The organism is Candidatus Puniceispirillum marinum IMCC1322, from assembly GCF_000024465.1.
Taxonomy (GTDB): domain Bacteria; phylum Pseudomonadota; class Alphaproteobacteria; order Puniceispirillales; family Puniceispirillaceae; genus Puniceispirillum; species Puniceispirillum marinum.
This window is the reverse complement of sequence record NC_014010.1, coordinates 1-23,709: the sequence shown is the minus strand read 5'-3', so window position 1 is coordinate 23,709 and position 23,709 is coordinate 1. Positions and strand designations below refer to the sequence as shown.

General features: G+C 51.3%; 21 protein-coding genes and 1 CRISPR repeat array. Of the genes, 9 read left to right on the top strand and 12 right to left on the bottom strand.

From position 1 onward, the window contains the following. Positions 1-60 precede the first annotated feature (60 nt). Positions 61-432, top strand: a complete 372-nt coding sequence (locus SAR116_RS00105; RefSeq protein WP_013044896.1) for a cupin domain-containing protein — start codon at positions 61-63, stop codon at positions 430-432. Then, on the top strand, positions 432-1,595 hold the full coding sequence (locus tag SAR116_RS00100; RefSeq protein WP_013044895.1) for an MFS transporter: 1,164 nt from the start codon (positions 432-434) through the stop codon (positions 1,593-1,595). The genes SAR116_RS00105 and SAR116_RS00100 overlap by 1 nt, the downstream gene beginning before the upstream one ends. On the opposite strand, the gene SAR116_RS00095 is transcribed toward SAR116_RS00100, so the two are convergent. From SAR116_RS00095 to rpmF, 11 genes are all read right to left on the bottom strand, one after another. After that, positions 1,577-2,545 carry an alpha/beta fold hydrolase gene (locus SAR116_RS00095; RefSeq protein ID WP_013044894.1) on the bottom strand — a complete coding sequence of 323 codons (969 nt, stop codon included), beginning with the start codon at positions 2,543-2,545 and terminating at the stop codon, positions 1,577-1,579. The genes SAR116_RS00100 and SAR116_RS00095 overlap by 19 nt on opposite strands. After that, complete coding sequence (locus SAR116_RS00090; RefSeq protein WP_013044893.1) at positions 2,545-4,398, bottom strand: ABCB family ABC transporter ATP-binding protein/permease; 1,854 nt, start codon at positions 4,396-4,398, stop codon at positions 2,545-2,547. The genes SAR116_RS00095 and SAR116_RS00090 overlap by 1 nt, the downstream gene beginning before the upstream one ends. A gap of 71 nt (positions 4,399-4,469) precedes the next feature. Next, positions 4,470-4,820, bottom strand: a complete 351-nt coding sequence (locus SAR116_RS00085) for a HesB/IscA family protein (protein ID WP_013044892.1) — start codon at positions 4,818-4,820, stop codon at positions 4,470-4,472. A 49-nt stretch (positions 4,821-4,869) separates the two neighbouring features. Then, positions 4,870-5,409, bottom strand: a complete 540-nt coding sequence (locus tag SAR116_RS00080; protein WP_013044891.1) for a DUF59 domain-containing protein — start codon at positions 5,407-5,409, stop codon at positions 4,870-4,872. Positions 5,410-5,456: 47 nt separating this feature from the next. Beyond that, complete coding sequence (locus tag SAR116_RS00075) at positions 5,457-6,704, bottom strand: cysteine desulfurase (RefSeq protein WP_013044890.1); 1,248 nt, start codon at positions 6,702-6,704, stop codon at positions 5,457-5,459. Next, positions 6,701-7,966 (bottom strand): Fe-S cluster assembly protein SufD, encoded by a 1,266-nt coding sequence (gene sufD, locus SAR116_RS00070; RefSeq protein ID WP_013044889.1) that lies wholly within the window; start codon positions 7,964-7,966, stop codon positions 6,701-6,703. Before sufD ends, SAR116_RS00075 begins: the two co-directional genes overlap by 4 nt. Continuing rightward, the gene (sufC, locus tag SAR116_RS00065) at positions 7,941-8,696 is read right to left on the bottom strand and encodes a Fe-S cluster assembly ATPase SufC (RefSeq protein ID WP_013044888.1); all 756 of its coding nucleotides are present in this window, start codon (positions 8,694-8,696) and stop codon (positions 7,941-7,943) included. Before sufC ends, sufD begins: the two co-directional genes overlap by 26 nt. An 18-nt stretch (positions 8,697-8,714) precedes the next feature. Next, positions 8,715-10,166 (bottom strand): Fe-S cluster assembly protein SufB, encoded by a 1,452-nt coding sequence (sufB, locus tag SAR116_RS00060; protein WP_013044887.1) that lies wholly within the window; start codon positions 10,164-10,166, stop codon positions 8,715-8,717. 63 nt (positions 10,167-10,229) lie between these two features. Continuing rightward, positions 10,230-10,724, bottom strand: coding sequence for an SUF system Fe-S cluster assembly regulator (locus tag SAR116_RS00055; RefSeq protein WP_013044886.1), 495 nt, complete (start codon positions 10,722-10,724; stop codon positions 10,230-10,232). 206 nt (positions 10,725-10,930) lie between these two features. Next, positions 10,931-11,260 (bottom strand): heat shock protein HspQ, encoded by a 330-nt coding sequence (gene hspQ, locus SAR116_RS00050; RefSeq protein WP_013044885.1) that lies wholly within the window; start codon positions 11,258-11,260, stop codon positions 10,931-10,933. A 243-nt stretch (positions 11,261-11,503) separates the two neighbouring features. Then, a complete protein-coding gene (gene rpmF / locus SAR116_RS00045; RefSeq protein ID WP_041860671.1) occupies positions 11,504-11,689 on the bottom strand; it encodes a 50S ribosomal protein L32 in 186 nt (61 codons plus the stop codon). A gap of 300 nt (positions 11,690-11,989) precedes the next feature. Between rpmF and SAR116_RS13055 the strand changes: the two genes are divergently transcribed. The 4 genes from SAR116_RS13055 (at position 11,990) to SAR116_RS13845 (ending at position 14,407) form a co-directional block, all read left to right on the top strand. Continuing rightward, positions 11,990-12,691, top strand: coding sequence for a tetratricopeptide repeat protein (locus tag SAR116_RS13055; protein ID WP_013044882.1), 702 nt, complete (start codon positions 11,990-11,992; stop codon positions 12,689-12,691). Between the two features lie 154 nt (positions 12,692-12,845). Continuing rightward, entirely contained in the window at positions 12,846-13,235 is a 390-nt protein-coding gene (locus SAR116_RS00035; protein WP_013044881.1) for a hypothetical protein, read from the top strand. Then, positions 13,211-13,447, top strand: coding sequence for a type II toxin-antitoxin system HicA family toxin (locus SAR116_RS00030; protein WP_041860670.1), 237 nt, complete (start codon positions 13,211-13,213; stop codon positions 13,445-13,447). Before SAR116_RS00035 ends, SAR116_RS00030 begins: the two co-directional genes overlap by 25 nt. A gap of 168 nt (positions 13,448-13,615) precedes the next feature. Beyond that, positions 13,616-14,407 carry an NERD domain-containing protein gene (locus tag SAR116_RS13845; protein ID WP_013044878.1) on the top strand — a complete coding sequence of 264 codons (792 nt, stop codon included), beginning with the start codon at positions 13,616-13,618 and terminating at the stop codon, positions 14,405-14,407. Positions 14,408-14,645: 238 nt separating this feature from the next. Here the strand turns inward: SAR116_RS13845 and SAR116_RS00020 are convergent, their stop codons facing one another. Continuing rightward, complete coding sequence (locus SAR116_RS00020) at positions 14,646-19,436, bottom strand: DEAD/DEAH box helicase (protein WP_013044877.1); 4,791 nt, start codon at positions 19,434-19,436, stop codon at positions 14,646-14,648. A gap of 412 nt (positions 19,437-19,848) precedes the next feature. On the opposite strand from SAR116_RS00020, the gene SAR116_RS00015 reads away from it, so the two are divergent. The 3 genes from SAR116_RS00015 to SAR116_RS00005 all read left to right on the top strand — a co-directional run bounded on the left by SAR116_RS00015 (position 19,849) and on the right by SAR116_RS00005 (position 21,905). Next, the gene (locus tag SAR116_RS00015; protein ID WP_013044876.1) at positions 19,849-20,787 is read left to right on the top strand and encodes a DMT family transporter; all 939 of its coding nucleotides are present in this window, start codon (positions 19,849-19,851) and stop codon (positions 20,785-20,787) included. A 238-nt stretch (positions 20,788-21,025) separates the two neighbouring features. Further along, positions 21,026-21,451, top strand: coding sequence for a hypothetical protein (locus SAR116_RS00010; RefSeq protein ID WP_041860668.1), 426 nt, complete (start codon positions 21,026-21,028; stop codon positions 21,449-21,451). Between the two features lie 136 nt (positions 21,452-21,587). After that, entirely contained in the window at positions 21,588-21,905 is a 318-nt protein-coding gene (locus SAR116_RS00005; RefSeq protein WP_013044874.1) for a hypothetical protein, read from the top strand. A 12-nt stretch (positions 21,906-21,917) separates the two neighbouring features. Then, a CRISPR array of direct repeats spans positions 21,918-23,670; the repeat unit is 36 nt; unit sequence GTTGCTCTAGGCTCTCAATCACCAGAGTGCTATACT. Positions 23,671-23,709: the final 39 nt, after the last annotated feature.

Genomic DNA, 23,709 nt, shown 5'->3' with positions numbered 1-23,709 from the left:
TAATACTTTGCAGTCTATAATATCGGACAATCAGCCTATTGATTTGATGGAGCAGACAGCATGACACAGGAATCCCCCCAAAGGCCTGCACAATGTGCACATATCAGCCTATCCAGAGCACGTAAGGCACTGACCGAGGTAACAAACGGTGACATATCTCAGAGATTTGCCACCTTATTCGAACATGGCACCCTTAAAGTTGAGCTATACGAACCGGTAAAAGCCGATTATCAGACCCCGCATCGTCAGGATGAGGCCTATATCATCATTGATGGCACTGGCATTTTCGAGATGGCCGATGAACGCGTGCCGTTTGCCCCGGGCGATTTTCTGTTTGTTGCCGCCGGTGTGCCGCATCGCTTTACCCAGTTTGGCGAGAGCATGACAACATGGGTGATTTTCTATGGTCCCGATGGAGGCGAGGCCGCCTAATGCCGCGCCAAACGCTATTGAGCCTCTATTTCTTTGGCATTTTCCTGCAAGCGGGTGCCTATGGGCTGACCTTTTTATTACCAGCTTTATTTGCCGACTTTGGTGGCAATGAAGCCGATGTCGGTTTTGTGCTGGCATTGACAGCGATCGCGACATTAATTGTTGTGATTTATTCTGGCCATATCACCAGCTGGTTAGGCATCATGCCCACCATCGCTTTATCTGGTGGTCTGATCACCGTGGCGGGATTGTTATTTGGGCTTGCCGGTCAAACTGGGCTGATAGTAGAGGCGGCAGGCCTGTTCCTAGGCGCGGGCTGGGGTTTGTTCTATACCCTGACACCGGTAGCGCTAAATCGCGTCATTCACCCGCATGAGCGCATTCAGTATTTCACCCTTCTTTCGGTTTTCATCATGGCTGGGTTTGGTCTCTCACCAGTATTTGGTGCGGCTATGACGCGGCTGGGCTTTGGCATGGGACTGACTTTTCTAGCCACGGCCGGCCTATGTGGGATCAGCGCCATTTTGTTTTTCTGGCTTGCCGCGCCAATGCGGATACTGACCATTGAAAAGCAGATTATTGATAAAACCAGACTGACAATGACCAGCATCAAGCAGGTAATGACATCGCGTGCCGCTATTCCCATTATCATGGTCGGCATTGGTGCCAGTGTTTTTGCTGGCATCACCAATTTCCAGATTGTCTATGCCGACGCCCAGAATATGGCCTATGCCGATTATTTTCTGGCTTATACGGTTACGGTGATTATTTGCCGTGTGATATTTGCGCAATTCATGGGCGGGCAATCACCCTATGCGGTGATCGCACTCTTGCTTGGCGTTATGGGGTTTAGCGTCATGCTGTTTATTCTACAAGACAGCAATGTCTTTCTCTATGTGCTTGGCGCCATATTATTTGGCATTGGCTATGGCGTATCCTATCCGATCATCAAGGCGATGGCGGCGAATGAGGCACAGCCCGATATCATCCCGCAGACTTTGCAATTATTTGGCCTGTCCTATTTTATTGGCGTGTTTGGCTTTCCGTTTCTGGCTGGTCACATGATCGTTAATGGCGGTATGGCGATTTTGCTTTGGACGGTGTTCTCTCTGGCGGTTTTGGAATGTGCTTTGGCTACTGGCCGCTATTTCAAACGGCTTTGACCTCGGCCGCCTAAAAACGCATCGATCCGCGTCCATATATCCGCCACCACATCGGGTGTTTCATTCAGCAATTCATGCCGCGCCCCGTCATATTCATAGCGCGTCAGATGCGGCAGACAGGCCAGCATCCGGTCACTAGACTTTTTATGCACCACCCGTTCATCACCCGCCTCAAAGCCCAGCACCGGACAATCTACCGCCGCCATCCAGTCTTTGTTCAATGTCGTGCGCGCACATGATTCATAGGCGGCGCGCACCCAGCCTGCGGTTGGCTGACTCCGTCGCAATTCGGGATTATCATCAAACCAGACAAATTGGCTTTCATATCCGGCTTTATCGCGTGACAGCAGATTATGCGGGCGAAATTGCCTGATATAATCAAGCGTCGGCGGCTTTTTAAACGGCAGATAGAAACGCCCGAACCCTGCCGCAACAAGCGTCTGCGTGATGAGACGCACCATCCATACAGGCATGACGGGTGGCACGATCATCGGCGACAGGATAATCGCCGCCTGCACCTGCGCCCGCAGATGCTGGCACAGGCGCAACGCCAGATGCCCGCCCATCGAATGACCGAACAGTATCACTGGCCTATCCTGCCAGCCCACCGCCGTGATCAATCTGTCCATCGCGCCAATATGCTGGTCAAAGCTGTCACAATGCACCGCCATACGATGCCGCCCCAGATGCCCCGACATGCCCTGCCCGGGCCAGTCTATCGCCAGCACATTATAACCGCGGTCATTGAACGCCTTTATCACATCGCTATATTTTTCGCAAAATTCGGTAAATCCCGGACACAGCAGAACATGCCCCCGCACTTTCCCCTGCATTGTGCTTTGATCAGCTATTTCGGCCAGATGCCCGCGCAGATTATGGCCATCATAGGGCTGGTTGATATCGGTACCAGACGGCAAGACAAGCCCCGCTTCGCTGGCATGGCGATACATCAGCTTATGACCTCTTGCGGCCTATCGCCGACACCGTCATAGTCAGAACTGCCATCATAATCTTTCGTCAGATCATCATCTATGAAACCATCAGACTGGCGTTGCCACATCATGGCATAAAGCCCGTTTTTGGCCAGAAGCTGGCGATGCGTCCCACGCTCACATATTTCACCATCAGCCAGCACCAGAATTTCGTCAGCATCGACAACCGTCGAAAGCCGGTGTGCAATAACCAATGTTGTCTGGCTTCGTGAAATATCATTCAGCGAACGCTGAATATCCTTTTCGGTGCGGCTATCCAGCGCCGATGTGGCTTCATCAAACAGAAAGATCGCAGGCTTTTTCAAAATCGCGCGGGCAATCGCAACGCGCTGTTTTTCACCGCCAGACAGTTTTAGCCCACGTTCACCAACGCGGGTGTCATAGCCATCGGGTAATTTGCTGATAAAGCCATCAATCGCCGCCGCCTTGGCCGCCGCTTCGATGTCGGCCTGGCTGGCATCATGCCGGCCATAGCCGATATTATAGCCAATCGTCGAATTAAACATGACCGTATCCTGCGGCACCACGCCAATGACACTGCGGAGTGAACTTTGCGATACATCGCGCAGATCCTGCCCATCCAGACAGATACTGCCTTCATTCGGATCATAAAAGCGGAATAGCAGCCGCGAAATCGTCGTTTTGCCAGACCCGCTTGGGCCAACAATGGCGGTACGCTTGCCTGGCGGCACACGAAAGCTGACACCTTTGAGAATAGGCCGGTCAGCATAGGCAAAATGCACATTGTCAAAGACCAACTCACCGCCGCCAACAGCCAGATCGCCAGCATCCGGCTTGTCGGCAATATCGGGTTCTTCATCCAGCAATTTGAACATACGTTCCATATCGACCAGCGACTGGCGTAACTCCCGATAGACCCAGCCCAGAAAATTAAGCGGCAGATAGAGCTGTAACAGATAGGTATTCACGATCACAAAATCACCCACGGTCAGCAATCCGCGCTGGATATCCAGACCTGCCATCCCCATCATCGCCATCAGACCAATGGCAATAACCGCCCCCTGTCCGATATTGACCACCGACAATGACGTACGTGATTTGACCGCCATGATTTCATATTTGCGCATCGCCGTATCATAACGCTCGGCTTCAACCTCTTCGGCATTGAAATATTTGACTGTTTCGTAATTCAGCATCGAATCAACCGCGCGTGTCGCAGCGCTTTCATCAGCATTATTCATCTCACGCCGGAACCGTATCCGCCATTCGGTCACCTTGATCGTGAAGATCACATAGGCCATCACCGTCACGAATGTCACCGCCGCATAGAAAAATCCGAACATCGACCACAGAATGGCACTGACAAACAGCATTTCGACAAATAGGGGCAACACCTCGAAAAAGGCGATGGTCAGCAGAAATTCAATACCTTTGGCACCGCGATCAATCGACCTTGTCAGGCCGCCTGTCTGCCGATCAAGATGAAACTGCAATGACAATTTATGCAGATACCGAAAGGCATTCAAGGCGGCACCGCGCACCGCACGCTGGGCAACGCTGGCAAACAGATATTGCTTGGCTTCGCTGAATACCTGCTGGCCAAGCCGTGCCAGTGCATAACCTGCCACGACCCACATTAGGGCCGACATCGCAAATCCCTGATCACCATTGACCAGATCAACCGCCGCACCATACATAAGCGGGGTTATTATATTTGACCCTTTTGCCGCCATAAGACAGGCAAAGGCCGCCGTTATACGGCCACGCACACGCCAGTTACCACGCGGTATTGTGTAACGCGCCAAACCGGCAAGCAGCGTAATGATTTTCTTTGACTTCGGGTCTGACATATTCACCGTCTAGTTTGACGCCAGCAGATACTGTCATGGGTAACAGCATAAAACAGGCTTCTGAAACCCGCCTATGACGCGACAGAAAAGCTTTCGCCGCACCCACAACGGGCAATTTCATTGGGATTATTAAAGACAAAACGCGCGGCAAATTTATCTTCCTGCCAATCCATCTCCGACCCGATCAGAAACATCACGGCTGTTGGATCAATGAATAAAGTCACGCCTTTTTCTTCAACCTTATCTTCAAACGGTTTTTGCTCGGTCGCAAATTGGACATCATATTGCATACCTGAACAACCGGTGGTCTTGATACCCACCCGCAGACCGATAACATCGCTCTCAGCCTTGTTCATCAGGCTTTGAACATGCAGTGCCGCCTTATCCGTCAAAGTGACGATCGGTTTATTCGGGTCAAACATGATCTATCCTTTCCAAACGCATTACAAATTAGCAACCCAAAGGGCTATTCTACCAGTCAAGCGCCAGCTTTGCATCATCGCTCATGCGCTCGGGCGTCCATGCTGGATCCCACACAAGCTCGACACTCACACTGCCAACGCTATCAACCTTTGCCACCGCTTCGGCAACTTGGCCTGGCATTTCGCCTGCCACGGGGCATCCGGGCGCGGTCAGTGACATTGTGATATCGACATCGCCATTATCCTGCCTTATCACATCATATATAAGACCTAGATCAAAAATATTAACCGGTATCTCAGGATCATGCACTGATTTCAGCGCATCTTCAATCGCCACCGCGTCAGCCTGTCCTTGCGGTGCTTCAAGCGGGCTACCTGCCGTTGCACGGAACCCATCACCTTCGCTCGACGTATTGGCACCAAAATTCAGAAATTCGGGTAACCCCGGCCCCAGATAACCACTGTCATTTTCACGCGCCAGCTTATTGTCCTCGGCTGAACGCATATGACTTGGAATATTTACGGATGCAGATGCTTTATAGGGATTGTCCACATCCTCATCCTTCTGCTCATCAATCTGATCGTTCATCTATTCTACCTTTTGATGGTCAATTACCACCTAGCCAAAAATGCGCCCTAGCTGAAAATACGTACCACTTTTTCCAATGATGTTGCCAGCGCGTCAAATTCACTTTTAGTGGTGTAAACACCAACCGACGCCCGCGCTGTTGACGATACATCCAGATAATCCATTAACGGCTGGGCGCAATGATGCCCTGCCCTTATCGCAACACCATCACGGTCAATGATCGTCGAAATATCATGCGGATGCGCACAATCCATCGTAAATGACACAACGCCCGATTTACCAACCGCCGTACCAATGATATTGAGCCCCTCAACCGCACTTAGACGCTGATGCGCATAGGACAGAACGTCCTGTTCATGCGCCCGTATCGCCGCCATCCCGATTGATTCAACATAATCAACCGCCGCGCCCAGCGCAATAACTTCGGCAATCGCTGGCGTCCCCGCTTCAAAGCGATGTGGCGGCGCGGCATAGGTGCTTTTCTCAATGGTGACACGATCAATCATGTCGCCGCCACCCATGAAGGGCGGCATATCAGCCAGAATCTCAGACCTGCCCCACAGCACGCCAACGCCATTAGGGCCATATAATTTATGCGCTGAAAACACATAGAAATCACATCCCAGCGCGGTCACATCAACTGGCATATGGACAACGCCCTGACAGCCATCAACGACAAATAACGCATCAACCGATTTTGCCAGCTTGGCAATCTCGGCCAGCGGATAAACCGTACCCAGCACATTCGATACATGCGATATCGAAATGATCCGTGTCTTTTCACTGGTCATCTCGGTCATGGCCTGCATCGAAAAGCTGCCATCTTCATCCATCGGAAAGGCACGCAACACGGCACCGGTACGTTCGGCAACCATCTGCCATGGCACGATATTGGCGTGATGTTCGGCAATGCTGATAAGAATCTCATCACCTGCCTGCAAACGGGGCAAAGCCCAGCTATGCGCAATCATGTTCAAGGCCATGGTCGCGCCAGAGGTCAGCACAATCTCGTCGGGTGACGGGGCGCCGATAAATCCGGCAACTTTCTGGCGTACAGCTTCATAGGCATCGGTTGAGGCCTCGGATAGAAAATGCAAACCACGATGCACATTCGAATAGGTATCCGTATAGGCAGACATCAAAGCATCCATCACCTGATGCGGTTTTTGTGCCGAGGCGGCTGAATCCAGATATACCAACGGCTTGCCATGAATTTCGCGTGACAGGATCGGAAAGTCAGCGCGGATCGCGTCACTATCAAAGACCGCCGTTTTAAGCGCTAGATTATCGGTCATAGCGACACCCCTTTGACATCCGCCATCCAGCCATCACTGATATGCCTAAGCATTGAAGCCAACGCCGCATTATCCACCACATCAATCGCGTCATCCAGAAACGCGCCGATAAGCATGGCACGGGCTTTCGCTTTGGGAATGCCCCGGCTGGTCAGATAGAAAAGCTGCGTTTCATCAAGTTCACCAACGGTGGCACCATGCGCACAGATCACATCATCGGCATAGATTTCGAGTTCGGGTTTGGCATCGGCTTCGGCCTTGCGTGACAATAACAACGCACGGCTCATCTGCTGGCCATCGGTTTTCTGGGCATCGGGTGCGACATGCACCTTGCCTTGAAACACTCCACGTGACGCATCATCCAGTACCCCACGGATAATCTGGTTTGAATGGCAATGCCCAACCGCATGATCCATATAGGTGGTGATATCGTGATGCTGTTTATCCCGACCAAGATAGATCGCCGACAAGCCACATTCCGCCGTTTCGCCAGTCAGCGTCACATGCGTTTCCAACCGTGCCAGCTGGCCACCTGCCGAAATCGAAAAGCCGGCAAAGACCGATTCCTCACCCAGCGCAATACCCGTCGCCGCCAGATGCACACTATCGGCACCCTCGGCCTGCACTTTGGCATAATCAAGCCGCGCTTTATCGGCAAGACGAAGCGCACAAAGCGGCGCATTCAACCCAAGCTGGCTTTGATGCCATTCGGCAATCACCGCCGCGCTGCCCATACCGACATCGACCATCAAAACCGGATGCGCCGACACATTTTCACCATCGCCTTCAAATGCCAACAATACTGGTTGCGTAATCTGCACCCCTGCCGCAACCGACAGCCGCAGCCCTGAACTCATCGCCGCTAACGACAGATTGCCAACCGGATGATCGTTCGGGGCAAGCCCCGCCACCTCGGCCGCAATCGCATCAAAATCCGATGTCAGACTATGTGTCGCCACCATGCCATCAGGCAGCCCGTCAAGGCTAGCCACATCAATCATGCCATTATAAAAGCGGATCACATGCGCCTGCATCTCGGCCGCAATCTTGGCAATCGTCGCGCTTGTTTCACGTCCTGTTTCACCGCCTTGAATAGCAGGCACAAGATCACGCGCAATCACCGCCCCAAGCCGCGTAAAGCGCCACGCTTCAACATTGGCATCCGGCCAACCACTGGCTTGCCAGCGTGCCAGCGCATCGCTCCGCACACCGCCAAGTCCGGTCATTTGGTCAAGATTAGGCTGCATCGTCGATGCCAGCATAGCCCTGCTCCTCTACTTCAAGTGCCAGCGACTTATCGCCAGATTTACGGATTTTACCACCTGCCAGAATATGCACATAATCAGGCACGATATAATCCAGCAAACGCTGATAATGCGTAATCACCAGCATCGAGCGCGCTGGATCACGCAACAGATTAACCCCTTCCGACACGATCTTCAGCGCATCAACATCAAGGCCGGAATCGGTTTCATCAAGCACCGCCATCATCGGTTCAAGCAAGGCCATCTGCAGAATTTCATAGCGTTTCTTTTCACCGCCTGAAAAGCCGACATTGACCGCCCGCTTCAGCATCTCGTCATTAATGCCCAGAATTTTGGCCTTGGCGCGCACCATTTTGACAAATTCAAGCTGATCAACTTCATCCTCACCAGCCTCAATCCGCCGCGCGTTGACGGCCGCGCGCAAAAAGCTCATGCCGCCGACACCAGGCAATTCGACCGGATATTGAAACGCCAAAAACATGCCCGCCCGGGCGCGTTCATCGGGTTCCATTTCCAGCATCGACACGCCATTCATCAAAACATCGCCGCTTGTCACCTCATAACCATTACGGCCAGAAAGTACATAGGACATCGTGCTTTTGCCCGACCCGTTCGGCCCCATGATGGCGTGTATTTCGCCAGCATTAATCGTCAGATTAATACCTTTCAGGATCGGTGTATCGCCAACCGATGCGTGTAGATCCCTGATTTCAAGTAAAGCTGTCATAATATATCCTGTCTGAGATTAACCAACCGAGCCTTCAAGGCTGATTCCAATAAGTTTCTGTGCTTCGACGGCAAATTCCATCGGCAATTCCTTCATCACTTCCTTGCAGAAGCCATTGACGATCAAAGACACGGCATCTTCTTCATTGATGCCGCGTTGCAGACAATAAAACAGCTGATCTTCGGAAATGCGCGACGTTGTCGCCTCATGTTCGATTTTGGCACTGGGGTTGCGCGAGACGATATAGGGCACCGTATGCGCACCACATTTATCACCCACCAGAAGCGAGTCACATTGCGTAAAGTTACGCGCATTCTCGGCACCTGGTTGCATCCGCACAAGCCCGCGATAGCAATTTTGCGACTTGCCTGCCGAAATCCCCTTCGAGATGATCGTCGAACGGCTGCCTTCGCCGATATGGATCATTTTCGTGCCGGTATCGGCTTGTTGCATGTTATTTGTCAAAGCCACCGAATAGAATTCGCCCACCGACTCCTTGCCTTGCAGAATACAGGATGGATATTTCCATGTGATCGCCGAACCGGTTTCCACCTGTGTCCATGAAATCTTTGACCGATCACCGCGACAGGCGCCACGTTTGGTGACAAAATTATAGATCCCGCCTTTGCCGTTTTCATCGCCCGGATACCAGTTCTGCACGGTTGAATATTTGATTTCGGCATCCTGCATCGCGACCAGTTCGACAACCGCCGCATGTAGCTGGTTTTCATCGCGTTGCGGTGCGGTACAGCCTTCGAGATAGCTGACATAGGATTCGTCCTCGGCGATAATCAGCGTCCGTTCGAACTGGCCGGTATTCTGTTCATTGATCCGGAAATAGGTCGATAGCTCCATCGGGCAGCGCACGCCTTTCGGGATATAGACGAATGATCCATCGGTGAACACCGCGCTGTTCAGCGCCGAGAAATAATTATCGGCAACAGGTACCACTGACCCCATATATTTTTTGACCAGATCGGGATAATCGCGGATGGCTTCGGAAATCGGGCAGAAAATAACCCCCACCTTGGCCAGTTCACCGCGAAAGGTCGTCGCTACCGATACTGAATCAAACACCGCATCAACTGCCACGCCAGCCAGCATTTTCTGCTCATTCAGCGGAATTCCCAGCTTTTCATAGGTAGCGAGCAATTCCGGATCGACCTCATCAAGCGATTTCAGCTTTTCAGAATCTTTCGGCGCCGAATAATAATACACATCCTGATAATCAATCGGATCAATATCTAGCTTCGCCCAGTCGGGTGATTCCATCGTCAGCCATTTTTTATAGGCTTTCAGCCGCCAGGCCAGCATCCATTCTGGCTCGTCCTTTTTGGCCGAAATAAAGCGGATGATATCTTCGTTAAGGCCTTTGGGTGCCTTATCGCTTTCGATATCGGTGACAAATCCGTATTTATATTTGCCTGTTGCCGCTTCCATCTGTTCGATGGTTTGGGTTGTTGCCGCCATAAGCTTTCCTCTTACTCGCTAAATGTCTAGTCTAACTGTTGTCAAAGTCCTGTTGTCAAAGTCCTAATTCATGCGCTCTACATAAGACGCATTATTATCTTGCGGGTCATCATCGGCCATCTGATCTGCCGACATCCGCACCGGAAACAATTGCGCCGGATCGGTCAGATCCTCCAGCGTCACCGCCTCAAGCGCGCCGCGGATTGCCAGATTGACCCGGTTCCAGTTATTTGCCATGAAACAGCAATGCGTCACCGCGCATGGATCTGGCGCGCCATCGACGCAATCGGTCACCGCGATCGGGCCTTCCATCGCTTCGACAATATCAACCAGCGAAATCGACCGCGCAGGCCGGACCAGCCGATACCCCCCATTCACCCCGCGTTGCGTGACCAGCAGATCGGCCGCCACGAGGTTTTTGGCCACCTTGGCCACGGTTGGCTGTTTCAACCCGGTCAGTTCGGCCAGTAACGCGGTCGCCACGGTTTCATCGCGCTTATGCGCCAATGCGCCAAGCACGACAATCGCGTAATCTGTCATCCGGTTCAGCCTGATCATGCTGTCTCCTGCTTTCGCTCTATTGGCGCCATCGCCGCACATTAAGAACGGAAACGAGGCCATATCTGCGAATGATTATCATAATCAAGACTAATTTAGTCCTGATTAGCTAGATATAGGAAAACCCGCCGTTATTGCAAGCCCTATCGCCATCGCAAGCATGCAAAAATTATTTATGAAATCGGGAATTATAAGCGCTAGGCGGCTTAGTTATAGGCCTCACGGCGCAGCACATAGCATTCGCCATCCAGACTGTCGAAAACCTCGTCGATATCGGGATGCCCGACCGGGCCATTCTCGCCATCGGCCAACAGATTCTGCTGGCTGACATAGGCGGTGTAATAGCTATCGGCATTTTCGGCCAGCAGATGATAGAATGGCTGGTCTTTTTCTGGCCGCGCTTCGGCTGGGATCGAATTATACCATTCTTCGCTATTGTCGAATTCGGGATCGACATCGACAACGACGCCGCGAAACGGATACAGCCGGTGCCGTACAATCGCGCCAATGCTGAATTTCGCATGTTTGTCGTTCATGATGAAAAGCCTTTACCCTTAAAGGTGCCCATATAGCGAAATGAGCTTTAGCGTGATGAGATTCAACTGTGACAAAGCCCGGTGCAAAGCCCCGCATGCCAACCACTCATAAAGCCCGCCTGGAACCAGTCAAAGAGGCCGAATGATCATCGGGGTAATCTGGACAGACATCAATAGGTGCCGCTTTTCCCGATAGACCAGATGCCCGATAGACTGATGCCCGATAGACTGATGCCCGATAGATTAGATGCGATCTTTGACTTTAAGCACCTGCTTGCCGCGATACATACCGGTTTTCAGGTCGATATGATGCGGGCGGTGCAATTCGCCAGTTGTTTTATCTTCGACATAGGCGTCACTGCTCAGCGCATCATGGGCGCGGCGCATATTCCGCTTTGATTTGGTGATCTTACTTTTTGGAACAGCCATATTATTGCTCATTTATCTGAAATGGGGTTCGGTACGCACAACCAGAGCCATGCTGGCACCAAACTTCACGAGGGTGTAGGCGAAAAGCCGCCCTATGTCAACCGAAAGCCCCTATATTTCCGCATGTTTGATGCTGACATGCGCCCCTGCCCGTGCTGGTCAATGCCGGACAGGCACCGCCGAAATCACATTTTGGTGAGGCGCGCATTATTCACCATTGCATTAACGTTTTGTAAATTATTTATTCCTAATACTTGCCTCAGGAGCCGGTGCGCCGGAAACACAAAACAGGAGGCAGACATGACCACAAGACCCTTTACCATTACCAGCATTCACATTCCCGACCCCAGCCGCTATGGAAATGCGCGCCGCACGGTGGCGATGATGCGCGGCATTGTTATCGCGCTGATCCTGTGTGTGCTGGCGATCCCCTTTGTGACCGAGGCCGAAGCTGGCACCTTACCGCAGGACACCAGCAAGCAGATCACCACCCTCCGCCAGCAGGCCGCCGCCGGCTCGGCAATCGCGCAATTCCGGCTTGGCGAGGCGTTTCAGCGCGGCCAGCATGTGCCGCAAGACATGACCACAGCGCATCATTATTACAGCCTAGCCGCCACCCAGGGGCATATACGCGCGCAATTCCGGCTTGGCTTTCTGTATGAACGCGGGCTTGGCGTGAAGCAGAATTTTGCCACAGCGGCACGTTTCTATCATCAGGCGGCGCATCACAACCACCCCGTTGCCCAGCATAATCTGGCGATCCTGTTTGCGCATGGCCGCGGCGTAAAGCGCAATCTGCAGCATGCCTATGGCTGGGCGCGCATGGCCGAAATCAACGCCCGCCAGATCAGCACGCACCCGACCAGATCGCATAAGCCTTTATCGGCAGATTTTCATGCCAAGCTGGACAAGCTGTTATCGCGTCTGCGCACCCGCCTGAGCGATGGCCAGATCACCCGCGCCGAATGGCATATCCAGCTGGCGAGCGGCATCCCGACATGAGGGGGGATATTACAAATAAACCACGCCCGCCAAAATATTGACATTTTTTTGCGTTACTGATAGCGGTGATAGTAGCAGACATTTTGGTGGGTATATTTTTTCTGACGGGCAAGCCAACATAATGCCCCCTGAAAAGCTACAGGGAGAACTCTAAATGTCAAAACCAGCACAAGACGAACGGGCACCAGTCGCGTTGAAAAATGTGTTGCAACGACTTGAAGGCGGCGTTTTCATGACCAAATGCGAAGATGGTAGCCATCATATCGTCGCAACATACCCCTATATCGCCGTTCAGGGCGACAGCGAAGACGAAGCAAGCGAGATATTCATCGATGCTTTGATTGACTGGTTTGACGAGCGTGACGCCGCCACTGGCGCAGAGCGCGCACATTATGACAATTTGCGTATGCCTATATGGGAACGAGTAAAATTTAAATTTTTGGTTTGGCGCGATAAATTCAAAGCATCAGATCACAATAACGACAATGTGGAACGGTGCCAGCACGGGAATTATTCCGCATGGCATCATCAAAACGCACATTAAAAGTCCGTGAAGTCATCGCCGCGCTAGAAAAGCATGGTTTTACTCAAGAACCCGCCAAAGGCTCACATCGCAAATTCAAAAAGGCGGGTCATCCTGGCCATGTGATTGTGTCTGGCAAATCTGGTAGCGACGTGATCCAGCAAACATTGAAATCCATGATCGCCCAATCTGGCTTGCCTGACGCTTGTTTATATGGTGAATGTGACTGTTAATCACCAGCCAGATCACCCGCGCCGAATGGCATATCCAGCTGGCAAGCGGCATCCCGACATGAGGGGTGATGGGGTGAAAATTATTAAGTAAAATCGCACTCACTTAACGTTTAATTAACCCGTCTTTTATAGGCTTTGGCTTAACTTGTAACCAGACGCTTAAAAGATGTGATCACCTATTTAATAAAATTGTTGTTCGGGGCTGATCCTTATGGCAGGGCTAGGCGTCCTATTCCCCGATTTCGTGGTGTGTACTACAATCCATCGCACAAAGGGTGGCTTGGCGAACAGGAAACCTCTGATAGCTTGCACTCGTCGCTTGATGCTGACCTATATTCTATTCATGAGAATGTGATCATCCCCTCTGGGAATGGTCGACATGGAACAACACAAATTGATCATATTGTGATCTCTGCATTCGGGTTGTTCATAATCGAAACAAAAAACATGGATGGCTGGATTTTTGGCAATGAAAAACAGGCCAAATGGACACAGATTCACTATCAGGCAAAGCATCAATTCCAAAACCCATTGCGACAAACCTTCAGGCAAAAGATAATGCTTGCTAACTATCTTGGCTTAAATCGGCGCAATATCCACGAATTGATTTCATTTGTAGGTGATTGTGAGTTCAAAACAGATATGCCCGCTAATGTCCTTCAATCTGGCGTTGATAGATATATCAAGCAATTTGACCGCCGTATTTTTGATGACGTTGATGTGACGCGCATAAATGACCGGTTTGCCCAATTGCAAGCGCAAGACTCAATAAGCGATGATGAACATATCCGCTCAATATATGATAGGCACAGTTCATCAACGCACTGTCCGCGATGTGGTTCAGCATTGACGAAAAGAACGGCGAAGCGCGGTAATAATGTAGGCAATATTTTTCTGGGATGTACGGGCTATCCCCGATGCCGCTTTGTAAAGGATATTCCCGATGATGACGAAAGCTAATGTTCTATCTCAAAACACAAAACGTCACATAAAATCACCCGCGCTAACGTTTTGTTAACCCACTTCTTTTAGCTTTGAAGGCCAGCGCACTCATAATCGGGTGCTGGACATCAAAATCAGGGTGAAAAGAATATGGTCAGCATATAAACCGATGCGGATGCCGCACCAACCCCCAAGAAACCTGCCGTAAGGGTTTCATGGGCATAAATCCAATTCAAAATATCACAAAAACCCATCCCTATTCCTCCAAACTAGGGGGCAGATTATCGACGATCTTCATCGTCTCGACGCTCAGATGCGTAACGCGCTGGATCAGGCGGATCAGCGCATCGGGCGCGCCGCCCTCATTGCCGCCATTAGCGATCTGTTCGGTGATCCAGTCATTCGCGTCATTGGTAATACCGCTTGCCTTGTCGGTCTTGATGCAATAGCGGTCAATCACCCAATCGAGCGCGGGCTTGCCCGACACCACATAGCGCAAGGCATCGGCGGGAATCCCCGCCAGCGTGATGCGGTTATTATAGCGGATGGCGGTTTTGTCGGTTTTCGATGCCCAGCGCATTTTCTGCACATGATAATCCGCATCATCCAGCAGAATATCCCCCAGCGCAATATCCCCATCAACCAGGATGTTCAGGCCATATTCATCGCCTGTTTCATAATTCAGATGCAGAGCCCCGAGCTGTTTGCCCGCCTTGGCAAATGCCCGAAAATCGGGTGCCATCGGGATGCGCGGCAATGCCTTGGTCAGGTCGTTGGCAAATGTTGTGCGGTAATCGGGGGCGTGCAGAATGCCATAAACATAATCAAAAATATCATCGCCAGTGATCGATTCATCGGCGTAATGCGCGCGGAAACGGCGCACAGCCTCATTCGGGATATTATCCTGTCGGTTACGGCCATCCTCATCAAATGTCCAGCGCGGGAAACATTGGCCAGAGTCCAGATAATGAAGGTTTGGCACACAATCGGCAATCAGACATGAAAACCCGCTCCGTGACCCAACCCCCGTCACCGCGATAACACGATTTTCGTTATCGGGCTTCGGGAAAATTGAGGGCATCCGATAAACCATGTCGTTCAGGCGACGATCAAAATATAGGTATTCGCGTGTAAAAGGTCGGTATTGCGAAGATGTGATATGTTGCTGGCTGAAAATCAGTGATTTTAACTTACCTATATCGGCTACTAGAGAACGGCTCCAGCTTATTTTTGTTGGATCATTTGAAATGAAATCGGCGGCTTTCAGATCTGAGTGATTTTGTTTTGCGGCCTGAAAATCGGCCAGCTGTTCATTGTAAAAGCCCACCATCGCCTGCATATTATCCACCAGTTTTTGTTGACTGATATTGTAAGCCCACGGGTCTCGGTTGGTTTTGACACCGCCACTATAAACCTTGAACACCGTATCGGGCGCAATCACCTTGCGGGACTTAACATCCTTACTTCCCAGTGCTATCAATTTCTGAAAAGCGGGGTCACGCTGGTTCAACCAGTCACCCTCAGGGTTAGGAATGATGGTCTGCCAATCCAGCCCCGCAATCGATCTGGCATCGGCGATTTTGGCCAGTTTGTCATCACGGCGCAGGTCATCGCCAATATCGTGATGATAGATGGCACAATCGCCCACATGCCCCGCTTGCTTGGTCAGGATGGTGATGGCGATTCCGGTCATACTGGCCTGACCAAAGACATTTTCACCTTCGCGCGCCGCCCCTTTTGACAGCATATTTTTGCGAATATCACCGCGCAGATGAAAAATATGAATCGAACTAAATTCTTCGGCTAGTGATTTACGCATACCGTCGGCAAAGGGGCGGTCAATCCATGCGGCACCTGAAACCAAGGCAATGACGCCTTCATCACCGATGCGATCCGACGCCCATTTGAACGCGCGGATATAGGAATCATATAGCGCGTTTTTGTTTGTTGCGGTCGATTGTGCCGCATAGGTTGAACGTATGCTTTCATCCAGATTGGGATAGGTGAGGTTCTGATTGGCGTCATTCTGTGATTTCTGCCCTGCCGAATATGGCGGGTTACCGATAATAACGCGGATCGGGGCGTTGATCTGGCGATTACGGCGTTCGTTATTATCGGGCATGAAATGGCTGTCCATATCGTCCTGCCGCGATAGGGCACGTTCATATAATTGGAATGTGTCGGTCAGAACAATCCCCGGAAACGGCATATAATCACCGCCTGTTTTGGCACCCCCGCCCGCCCCACCATTAGCCTTTGACATACGCACGTGATACGCCTCTTCAATATTGATTGAGGCGATGTAATAAGCCATCAGCAGCATTTCATTGGCATGGATTTCATGCGCGAATTTATGCGGTAATTTTTCATCGGGGATCAGCGCGGGATTGCTGATCAAACGGTTGATAAAGGTACCAGTACCGGTGAACGGGTCAATGACATGCACATCTTCATCGCCAATGCCGCGCCCGAATTGGGTGCGCAGAACATGATCGGCGCTATGCAGGATAAAATCGACAATTTCAACTGGCGTATAGGCAATGCCCAGACTTTCCGACACTTTCGGAAAAGCCGTTTTGAAGAATTTTTCATAAAGTTCAATCACGATCTTCTGGCGCGCGGCGGCATTATCAATGCCAGTCACGCGATCACGGACACTGGCATAAAAGCGATCCATGCCGCGTAATTCATTTTCCAGACCAAAAGGTGCCAGTTCCGCCAGCATCATATCCAGCGATTGCGATACCGGATTCAGCCCCGCAAAATCATAATGGTCAAACAAGGCGTCAAAAATAGGGCGGGTAATCATATGTTGCGCCAGAATCGAAACAGCCTCACCCGCATCGACATTGTCATTAATGTCGGCTTGCAGGCTGGTAACAAATCCGTCAAACCGCGCTTGCAAGGCCGGATTGCTGGCGCATAAATCGGTGATGCGGGTGATCAGCAGTTCATGGATATGCGCAACATCACGCGCCCATGTTTCCCAATATTGGCGGTCACCTACCCTTTCAACCAGCTTGGCATAGATGGCGTCTCTGAATTCCTCGCCCAGATCCAGCCCGAACTGAAAGCCGTCTTTTACCTTTTCACTGTCTTGGTCATCCCACGCATCGCCGCCAATCACCTGAATGAAATCGGGCTTGGTGGCGTTAAGATCAAGTTTGCTGATCATATTGGTCAGGCGGTCATCATGCGAACGCAAGGCGCGCAGAATTTCCCAGACCACGGCATAGGTTTCATTGTCATCCAGAGCCTCTTCGGGGGTTTTGCCAAGGGGAATAACAATCGGCAAAATCACATAGCCATAATCCTTGCCTTCGGCCTTGCGCATGACGCGGCCAACGGCCTGCACCACATCGACCTGTGATTTACGCGGATTCATGAAAATGGCGGCATCGAGTGCGGGCACGTCCACCCCCTCGGTCAGGCATTTGGCATTGCTCAATATACGGCAGATTTCGCCATGTTCATTCGCGCCTGCCGGTTCACGCAACCAGTCAAGTTTGTTTTTGCGTTCCAGTGCGGTATTGGTGCCATCGACATGATCGACCTGACAGGTAAAGCCGTCATGTTCCTGCTCATCCATCTTATCGACAACCGCCTGAAAATGATCGCGCACATGTTTCGATTTTTTGATCGTGCTGGAAAAGCTGACCGCGCGCTTGAGCTTTTTGCTGTCACTTTCTTCGGGGCGGTTGCGCAAGGCATTATAACAGCCAACAATCTTTGCTGCATCATCGACCGAGAGTTCGTTTTTATCCGAAATCGCATCCTGCATCGTCTGGCTGACATGGCTTTCGGACATATTCAGGACAATAACACGGTAATCGGATAACAGCCCTTCGGTAATGGCATCGGAAAAAGACAGCCGATACAGAACCGTGCCAAATTCGGCCTCGTCATCCATCGAATAGATGCCGATATTTTGGTCATCGGCCTTTTGTTTTGAATGATCGGTATAGATGCGCGGCGTCGCTGTCATATACAGACGTTTCGCCGCTTTCAGATAATCGCCATCATGCACGCGAACAAAGGGGCTGGTTTTGCCTTTTGCCAGATTGGCGCGGTCAATACCGGTGGTACGGTGCGCCTCGTCACAGATCACCAGATCAAAAGCAGGTGCGCCCATTTGCTGTGCCTGATGAATAATGTCAATCGACTGATAGGTGCAGAACACAACCGTCATGCGGTTTGCTTTTTGACGCAGGGCATGGGCAACGCTATGGGCATTGGTTGAGGCTGGAAAGATCAAATCTTCAACGGCGCTATCTTCGGATGTGCGATCAACCTTTGTATCCGAACAGACAGCGATATAGCGATGATCCTTGCGCCGTTGAAACGACCATTCATGCAGGCTTTGCGCCAGTAGCGAAATCGATGGCACCATGAACAGCACATGGCCTGTCCCCTCTATCATCATTTCGGCTATATGTAGCGAGGTCAGGGTTTTGCCCGTACCGCACGCCATGATCAGCTTGCCACGGTCATTATCTTTCAGGCCAGTTATGACCGCGTCACGCGCCTCTTTCTGGCGTCCATTCAATGTGTATTTGGTGATATCGAGTTTGGTCTGTTTCGGCTTGTGAATATCCCAGTCAATGGCCAGTTCGGCCAGATCGGCCATACGCATCCGGTTGGTCGGCTTGTCCTGATGCCGGATCGCCGTTTCGGCGTGTTTTGTCCATCTATCAGTCGTCGTGATAATCAGGCGCGAAGAAAACGCATCCTTGCCGGATTGCGTGAAAAAGGTGCCAAGATCGCTTTCCGCTATGCTGGTATCGGGGTCATAGAATTTGCATTGAATGGCGCAGAAACCATCTTCACCCTCGCGCTTGCCAACCAGATCAATGCCGACATCCTGTGCGTTCATGCCCGTTTGTGCATGACGGTCTGGCCATGCTTTCCACGACCAGACCTCTTCAAAGCCAGCATCGGGTAGCTGAGGCAAAATTGCCTCCATCAAATCTTCAAACAATGTGCCTTGTTCGCGCGTATTTCGTGCCTGCGCGCGCAATGCGTCAAGCACATCATTGAATGTGGTCATGTGAAGCCCCCCTTGTTCGGGAAGCCTATAGATGAAGGGTTAATTAAAAGTTAACGGCGCCTCATCATACTCAGAAATATGTCGTGCGAAGTTCTCATTAACCTTTTACTAACCCATTGCATCTATACTCAAAATCATGTCTGGTTGGTATCGTGCCAGACCCCAATCATCTGCCCGATGATCCGCCGACCAGTCATCAATCATCAAAATGTTTCACGTGAAACATAACGGGAACAAATGGGCTGACAAGACCGATAATTATTCCGGCATTTCGCAACTGGCCATGATCTGCTACAAGCGATCTGCCCGATATGCCGTGCCACCATGCGCCCCCGATGTAAGCGCCCCAAACTTAGCGCCCCAAACTTAGCGCCCAGACAAGGCCTTCAGACTAAGCCGAAACGAGAACCATATGCGTCTGACAAATCTGATCCCGCTATTATTCGTGTGGCTATGGAGCACCGGCTTCGTCGGCGCCAAATACGGCCTGCCCTATATAGAGCCGTTCTTCATGCTGTTCATTCGCTTTATTTTCGTGATCATATTGATAGGTTTGATCGTCGAAATCGGGCGGCATCGGCGCGCCACATGCCGTCAGGCCGCGGGCCAGATGGGGGTCGGGCTTTTGCTGCATGGGCTCTATCTTGGTGGCGTGTTCTATGCGATCAAGCAAGGCGTACCGGCAGGCATTTCGGCGGTGATCGTGGGCTTGCAGCCGATCCTCATATCGGTGCTGGAACGGGTGTTTTTGCCCCAGCCCGCGCGCGCCCAGCCCTATAACAGCGCGCATTATAGAAGCCAGTATATCGGCCTCATCGCGGGCTTTATCGGCATCACGCTGGTGGTCACTGGCAATGGTATCTCGGGTTCTGGCATCTCGGGCAACGGCATCGCCGGACTAGGCCTGCCCGACATGAGCATAATCGGGCTCATCGCCAATGTCATTGCCCTGTTCGGCATTTCGGTTGGCACCATCATTCAAAAGCGCATTGGGCGCGATGTCCCCTTGCTTAGCGGGTCATTATATCAATATCTGGGGGCGACGGTGATGATGCTGATCCTGACCTTCACGCTGGAAACCCAGGCTGTCACGCCGACAATCGAGCTGGCGCTGGCGCTGTTATGGCTGGTGTTTGGCCTGTCCATTCTGGCGGTTATATTGCTGATGTATATGATCCGCGAAGGCGAAGTCGTCAAAGTCACCAGCTATTTCTATCTGGTGCCGCCAGTGACGCTGATCCAGACATGGTGGCTATTCGATGAGCAGTTAAATGCGGTCGCGCTGGTCGGCTGTGCGCTGACTGTTTTTGGGGTCTATAAGGTGGTGCGCGCGCCTAGCGCACCGGCTTAACCGCCCCCTAGATTATCACGGCCTAGCCGCCTGATCGCCTAATCGCCGTGCTTGGATCGGGGGCAGATCGGGCGCAGATAAAATGTTTCACGTGAAACAAAACAGGAACGAAAGCTGGCAAATCCCCAGCCGAAACTATTTCGCAAAAATCCGAAAAAAGTGTTTTTTGTTAACGTTTTATTAACCTTGCTGTGCCTAGACTGGATCAGAAACGAATCTGGAAAGGATCATCAAGCGCATGTCGGGACTGTCGACATTGTCATTGCATATTATGATGCCAGGGCGGCCAGCGCGGCTGTCGGGATCATCGATGACACACGACATCGCCGCCGCACAGGCGGGCACGGATATGAATGCCAGCGACAGGCTGGCCACCGCTTTGCATGATCTGTTGTCTGGTCTGGCTGGTCTGGCGCGGGCTGGTCTGGCGCGGGCTATGATCACCAGATATTCGGACGCGGCGTCAATAGTATCGGCGCCAATTTCAGTACCATTTTCAGTTCCATTTTCAGTTCCATTTTCAGTAGCATTTTCGGGGCTCATTCCGGCGCTTAATCCGGTCTGGCAGGCCAAAGTCTGGCAGGTGCAAAAAACCACCGCCAAACTTGGCGTCAAACAAGCCGTCAAACAAGCCATCTATTGGCGCCCATCGGTGTTGTTATAGAGCCTGAATAGACCGTCGCCCCGCGCGACATGATTTTTCAAAATTCCTAGAGGTTCCCACTGGCAGCACCGATGCATGGCACGGCTTTGGTCGTTCATGTGTGGGTGCTGTCCTTTTTATTCAAAGGATAGATGATATGAGACGCACAATTTTTCATCGGTTTGGCTATGTCTGTTTAGGGTTTGGCCATGCTTGTCTGCATAAGCTGGCCAGATGCCCGCGCCCGCGCACCGGCCTTGGCCGCGCCGGTTGTGTGTTTGTCATTATGGCGCTGGCGGTAATGGTGGTAAGCGCGATCATAACCCCGCCCACATCGCATCAGCAGGCGGCAGCAACACCCGCCGATATGGCCATCATCCACCGTATGATGCAGGATCAGCGCGCCATTGCCCGCGCCACCCGTACCTATACGCTATCGACCTTTGCCGAACGTTTCGGCCATAAAGGGGATTAGGGGATGGGGTATTGGGGGGTAGGCTCTCAATCACCAGAGTGCTATACTTTCGGCGGTCAACCCATCATCGAGGGATCGGTTGCTCTAGGCTCTCAATCACCAGAGTGCTATACTAACTGGCATTCTTTCAGGAAGTAGCGGGTAAGTTGCTCTAGGCTCTCAATCACCAGAGTGCTATACTGATATCGCGCGCAGGATCAAGCTCAATCCAGTTGCTCTAGGCTCTCAATCACCAGAGTGCTATACTTCTGGCGACGGTGGATCGTCTGAATCGGAAGTTGCTCTAGGCTCTCAATCACCAGAGTGCTATACTCCCAAACGAGCTGGATTTTTAGGATCACCGGTTGCTCTAGGCTCTCAATCACCAGAGTGCTATACTACCAGAAGTCTTAAGTAGACCAAGCGATTGGTTGCTCTAGGCTCTCAATCACCAGAGTGCTATACTTTGACGCTTCGTAACCAGCAGTACCTATTGAGTTGCTCTAGGCTCTCAATCACCAGAGTGCTATACTCTGCCCATTCGGATTGGAAGCCCTGCAACTGTTGCTCTAGGCTCTCAATCACCAGAGTGCTATACTCCATTTCAGTTTGTCCGATAAATTGCCAGTGTTGCTCTAGGCTCTCAATCACCAGAGTGCTATACTATATAAATTATTGGACGTTACCGTCCAACGGTTGCTCTAGGCTCTCAATCACCAGAGTGCTATACTAATCGGTGATAAATGGTCTAAAGCTGTTGAGTTGCTCTAGGCTCTCAATCACCAGAGTGCTATACTATGAAAGCTATAAGGTCTTGCGCCGTTCTTGTTGCTCTAGGCTCTCAATCACCAGAGTGCTATACTTTCAGGGGCTGGCGGCACTACCTGTCCTTCGTTGCTCTAGGCTCTCAATCACCAGAGTGCTATACTCATGATGACAGGTATTATATCTGTCCACCAGTTGCTCTAGGCTCTCAATCACCAGAGTGCTATACTGGCCAAGGACGGCAGGCACACCAACTTTCAGTTGCTCTAGGCTCTCAATCACCAGAGTGCTATACTTAGTGTTTTCTTTTCGTCACGCGATTTTATGTTGCTCTAGGCTCTCAATCACCAGAGTGCTATACTGCTGTCAGTTGAACGCCGCCCGCCGCCATAGTTGCTCTAGGCTCTCAATCACCAGAGTGCTATACTAACATCGATTTGTTGTGTTGCCTTATAGTGTTGCTCTAGGCTCTCAATCACCAGAGTGCTATACTTTGTGCCTCAGCCGATAGTGCCTTGGCATAGTTGCTCTAGGCTCTCAATCACCAGAGTGCTATACTGGATCGATCCGGTTCTATGAAGCCCGCACGGTTGCTCTAGGCTCTCAATCACCAGAGTGCTATACTGACGCAGTTGGACATGTGGACATCATTACCGTTGCTCTAGGCTCTCAATCACCAGAGTGCTATACTTAGATGGCAGTGAACGATTAGGTATATTCAGTTGCTCTAGGCTCTCAATCACCAGAGTGCTATACTAAGTCAAAGTGATAAATGAATTCTGCTCATGTTGCTCTAGGCTCTCAATCACCAGAGTGCTATACTGCGCCGCGACTTGCGGCACAATGGCGTTACGTTGCTCTAGGCTCTCAATCACCAGAGTGCTATACTGCCGTGCGGTGATGCGATATCAAGCGGTCAGTTGCTCTAGGCTCTCAATCACCAGAGTGCTATACTGGAAGGGTTTATCTGCTTGAGACCACCACGGTTGCTCTAGGCTCTCAATCACCAGAGTGCTATACTGCAGCTCACTATCTCACAAAACACCTCACAGTTGCTCTA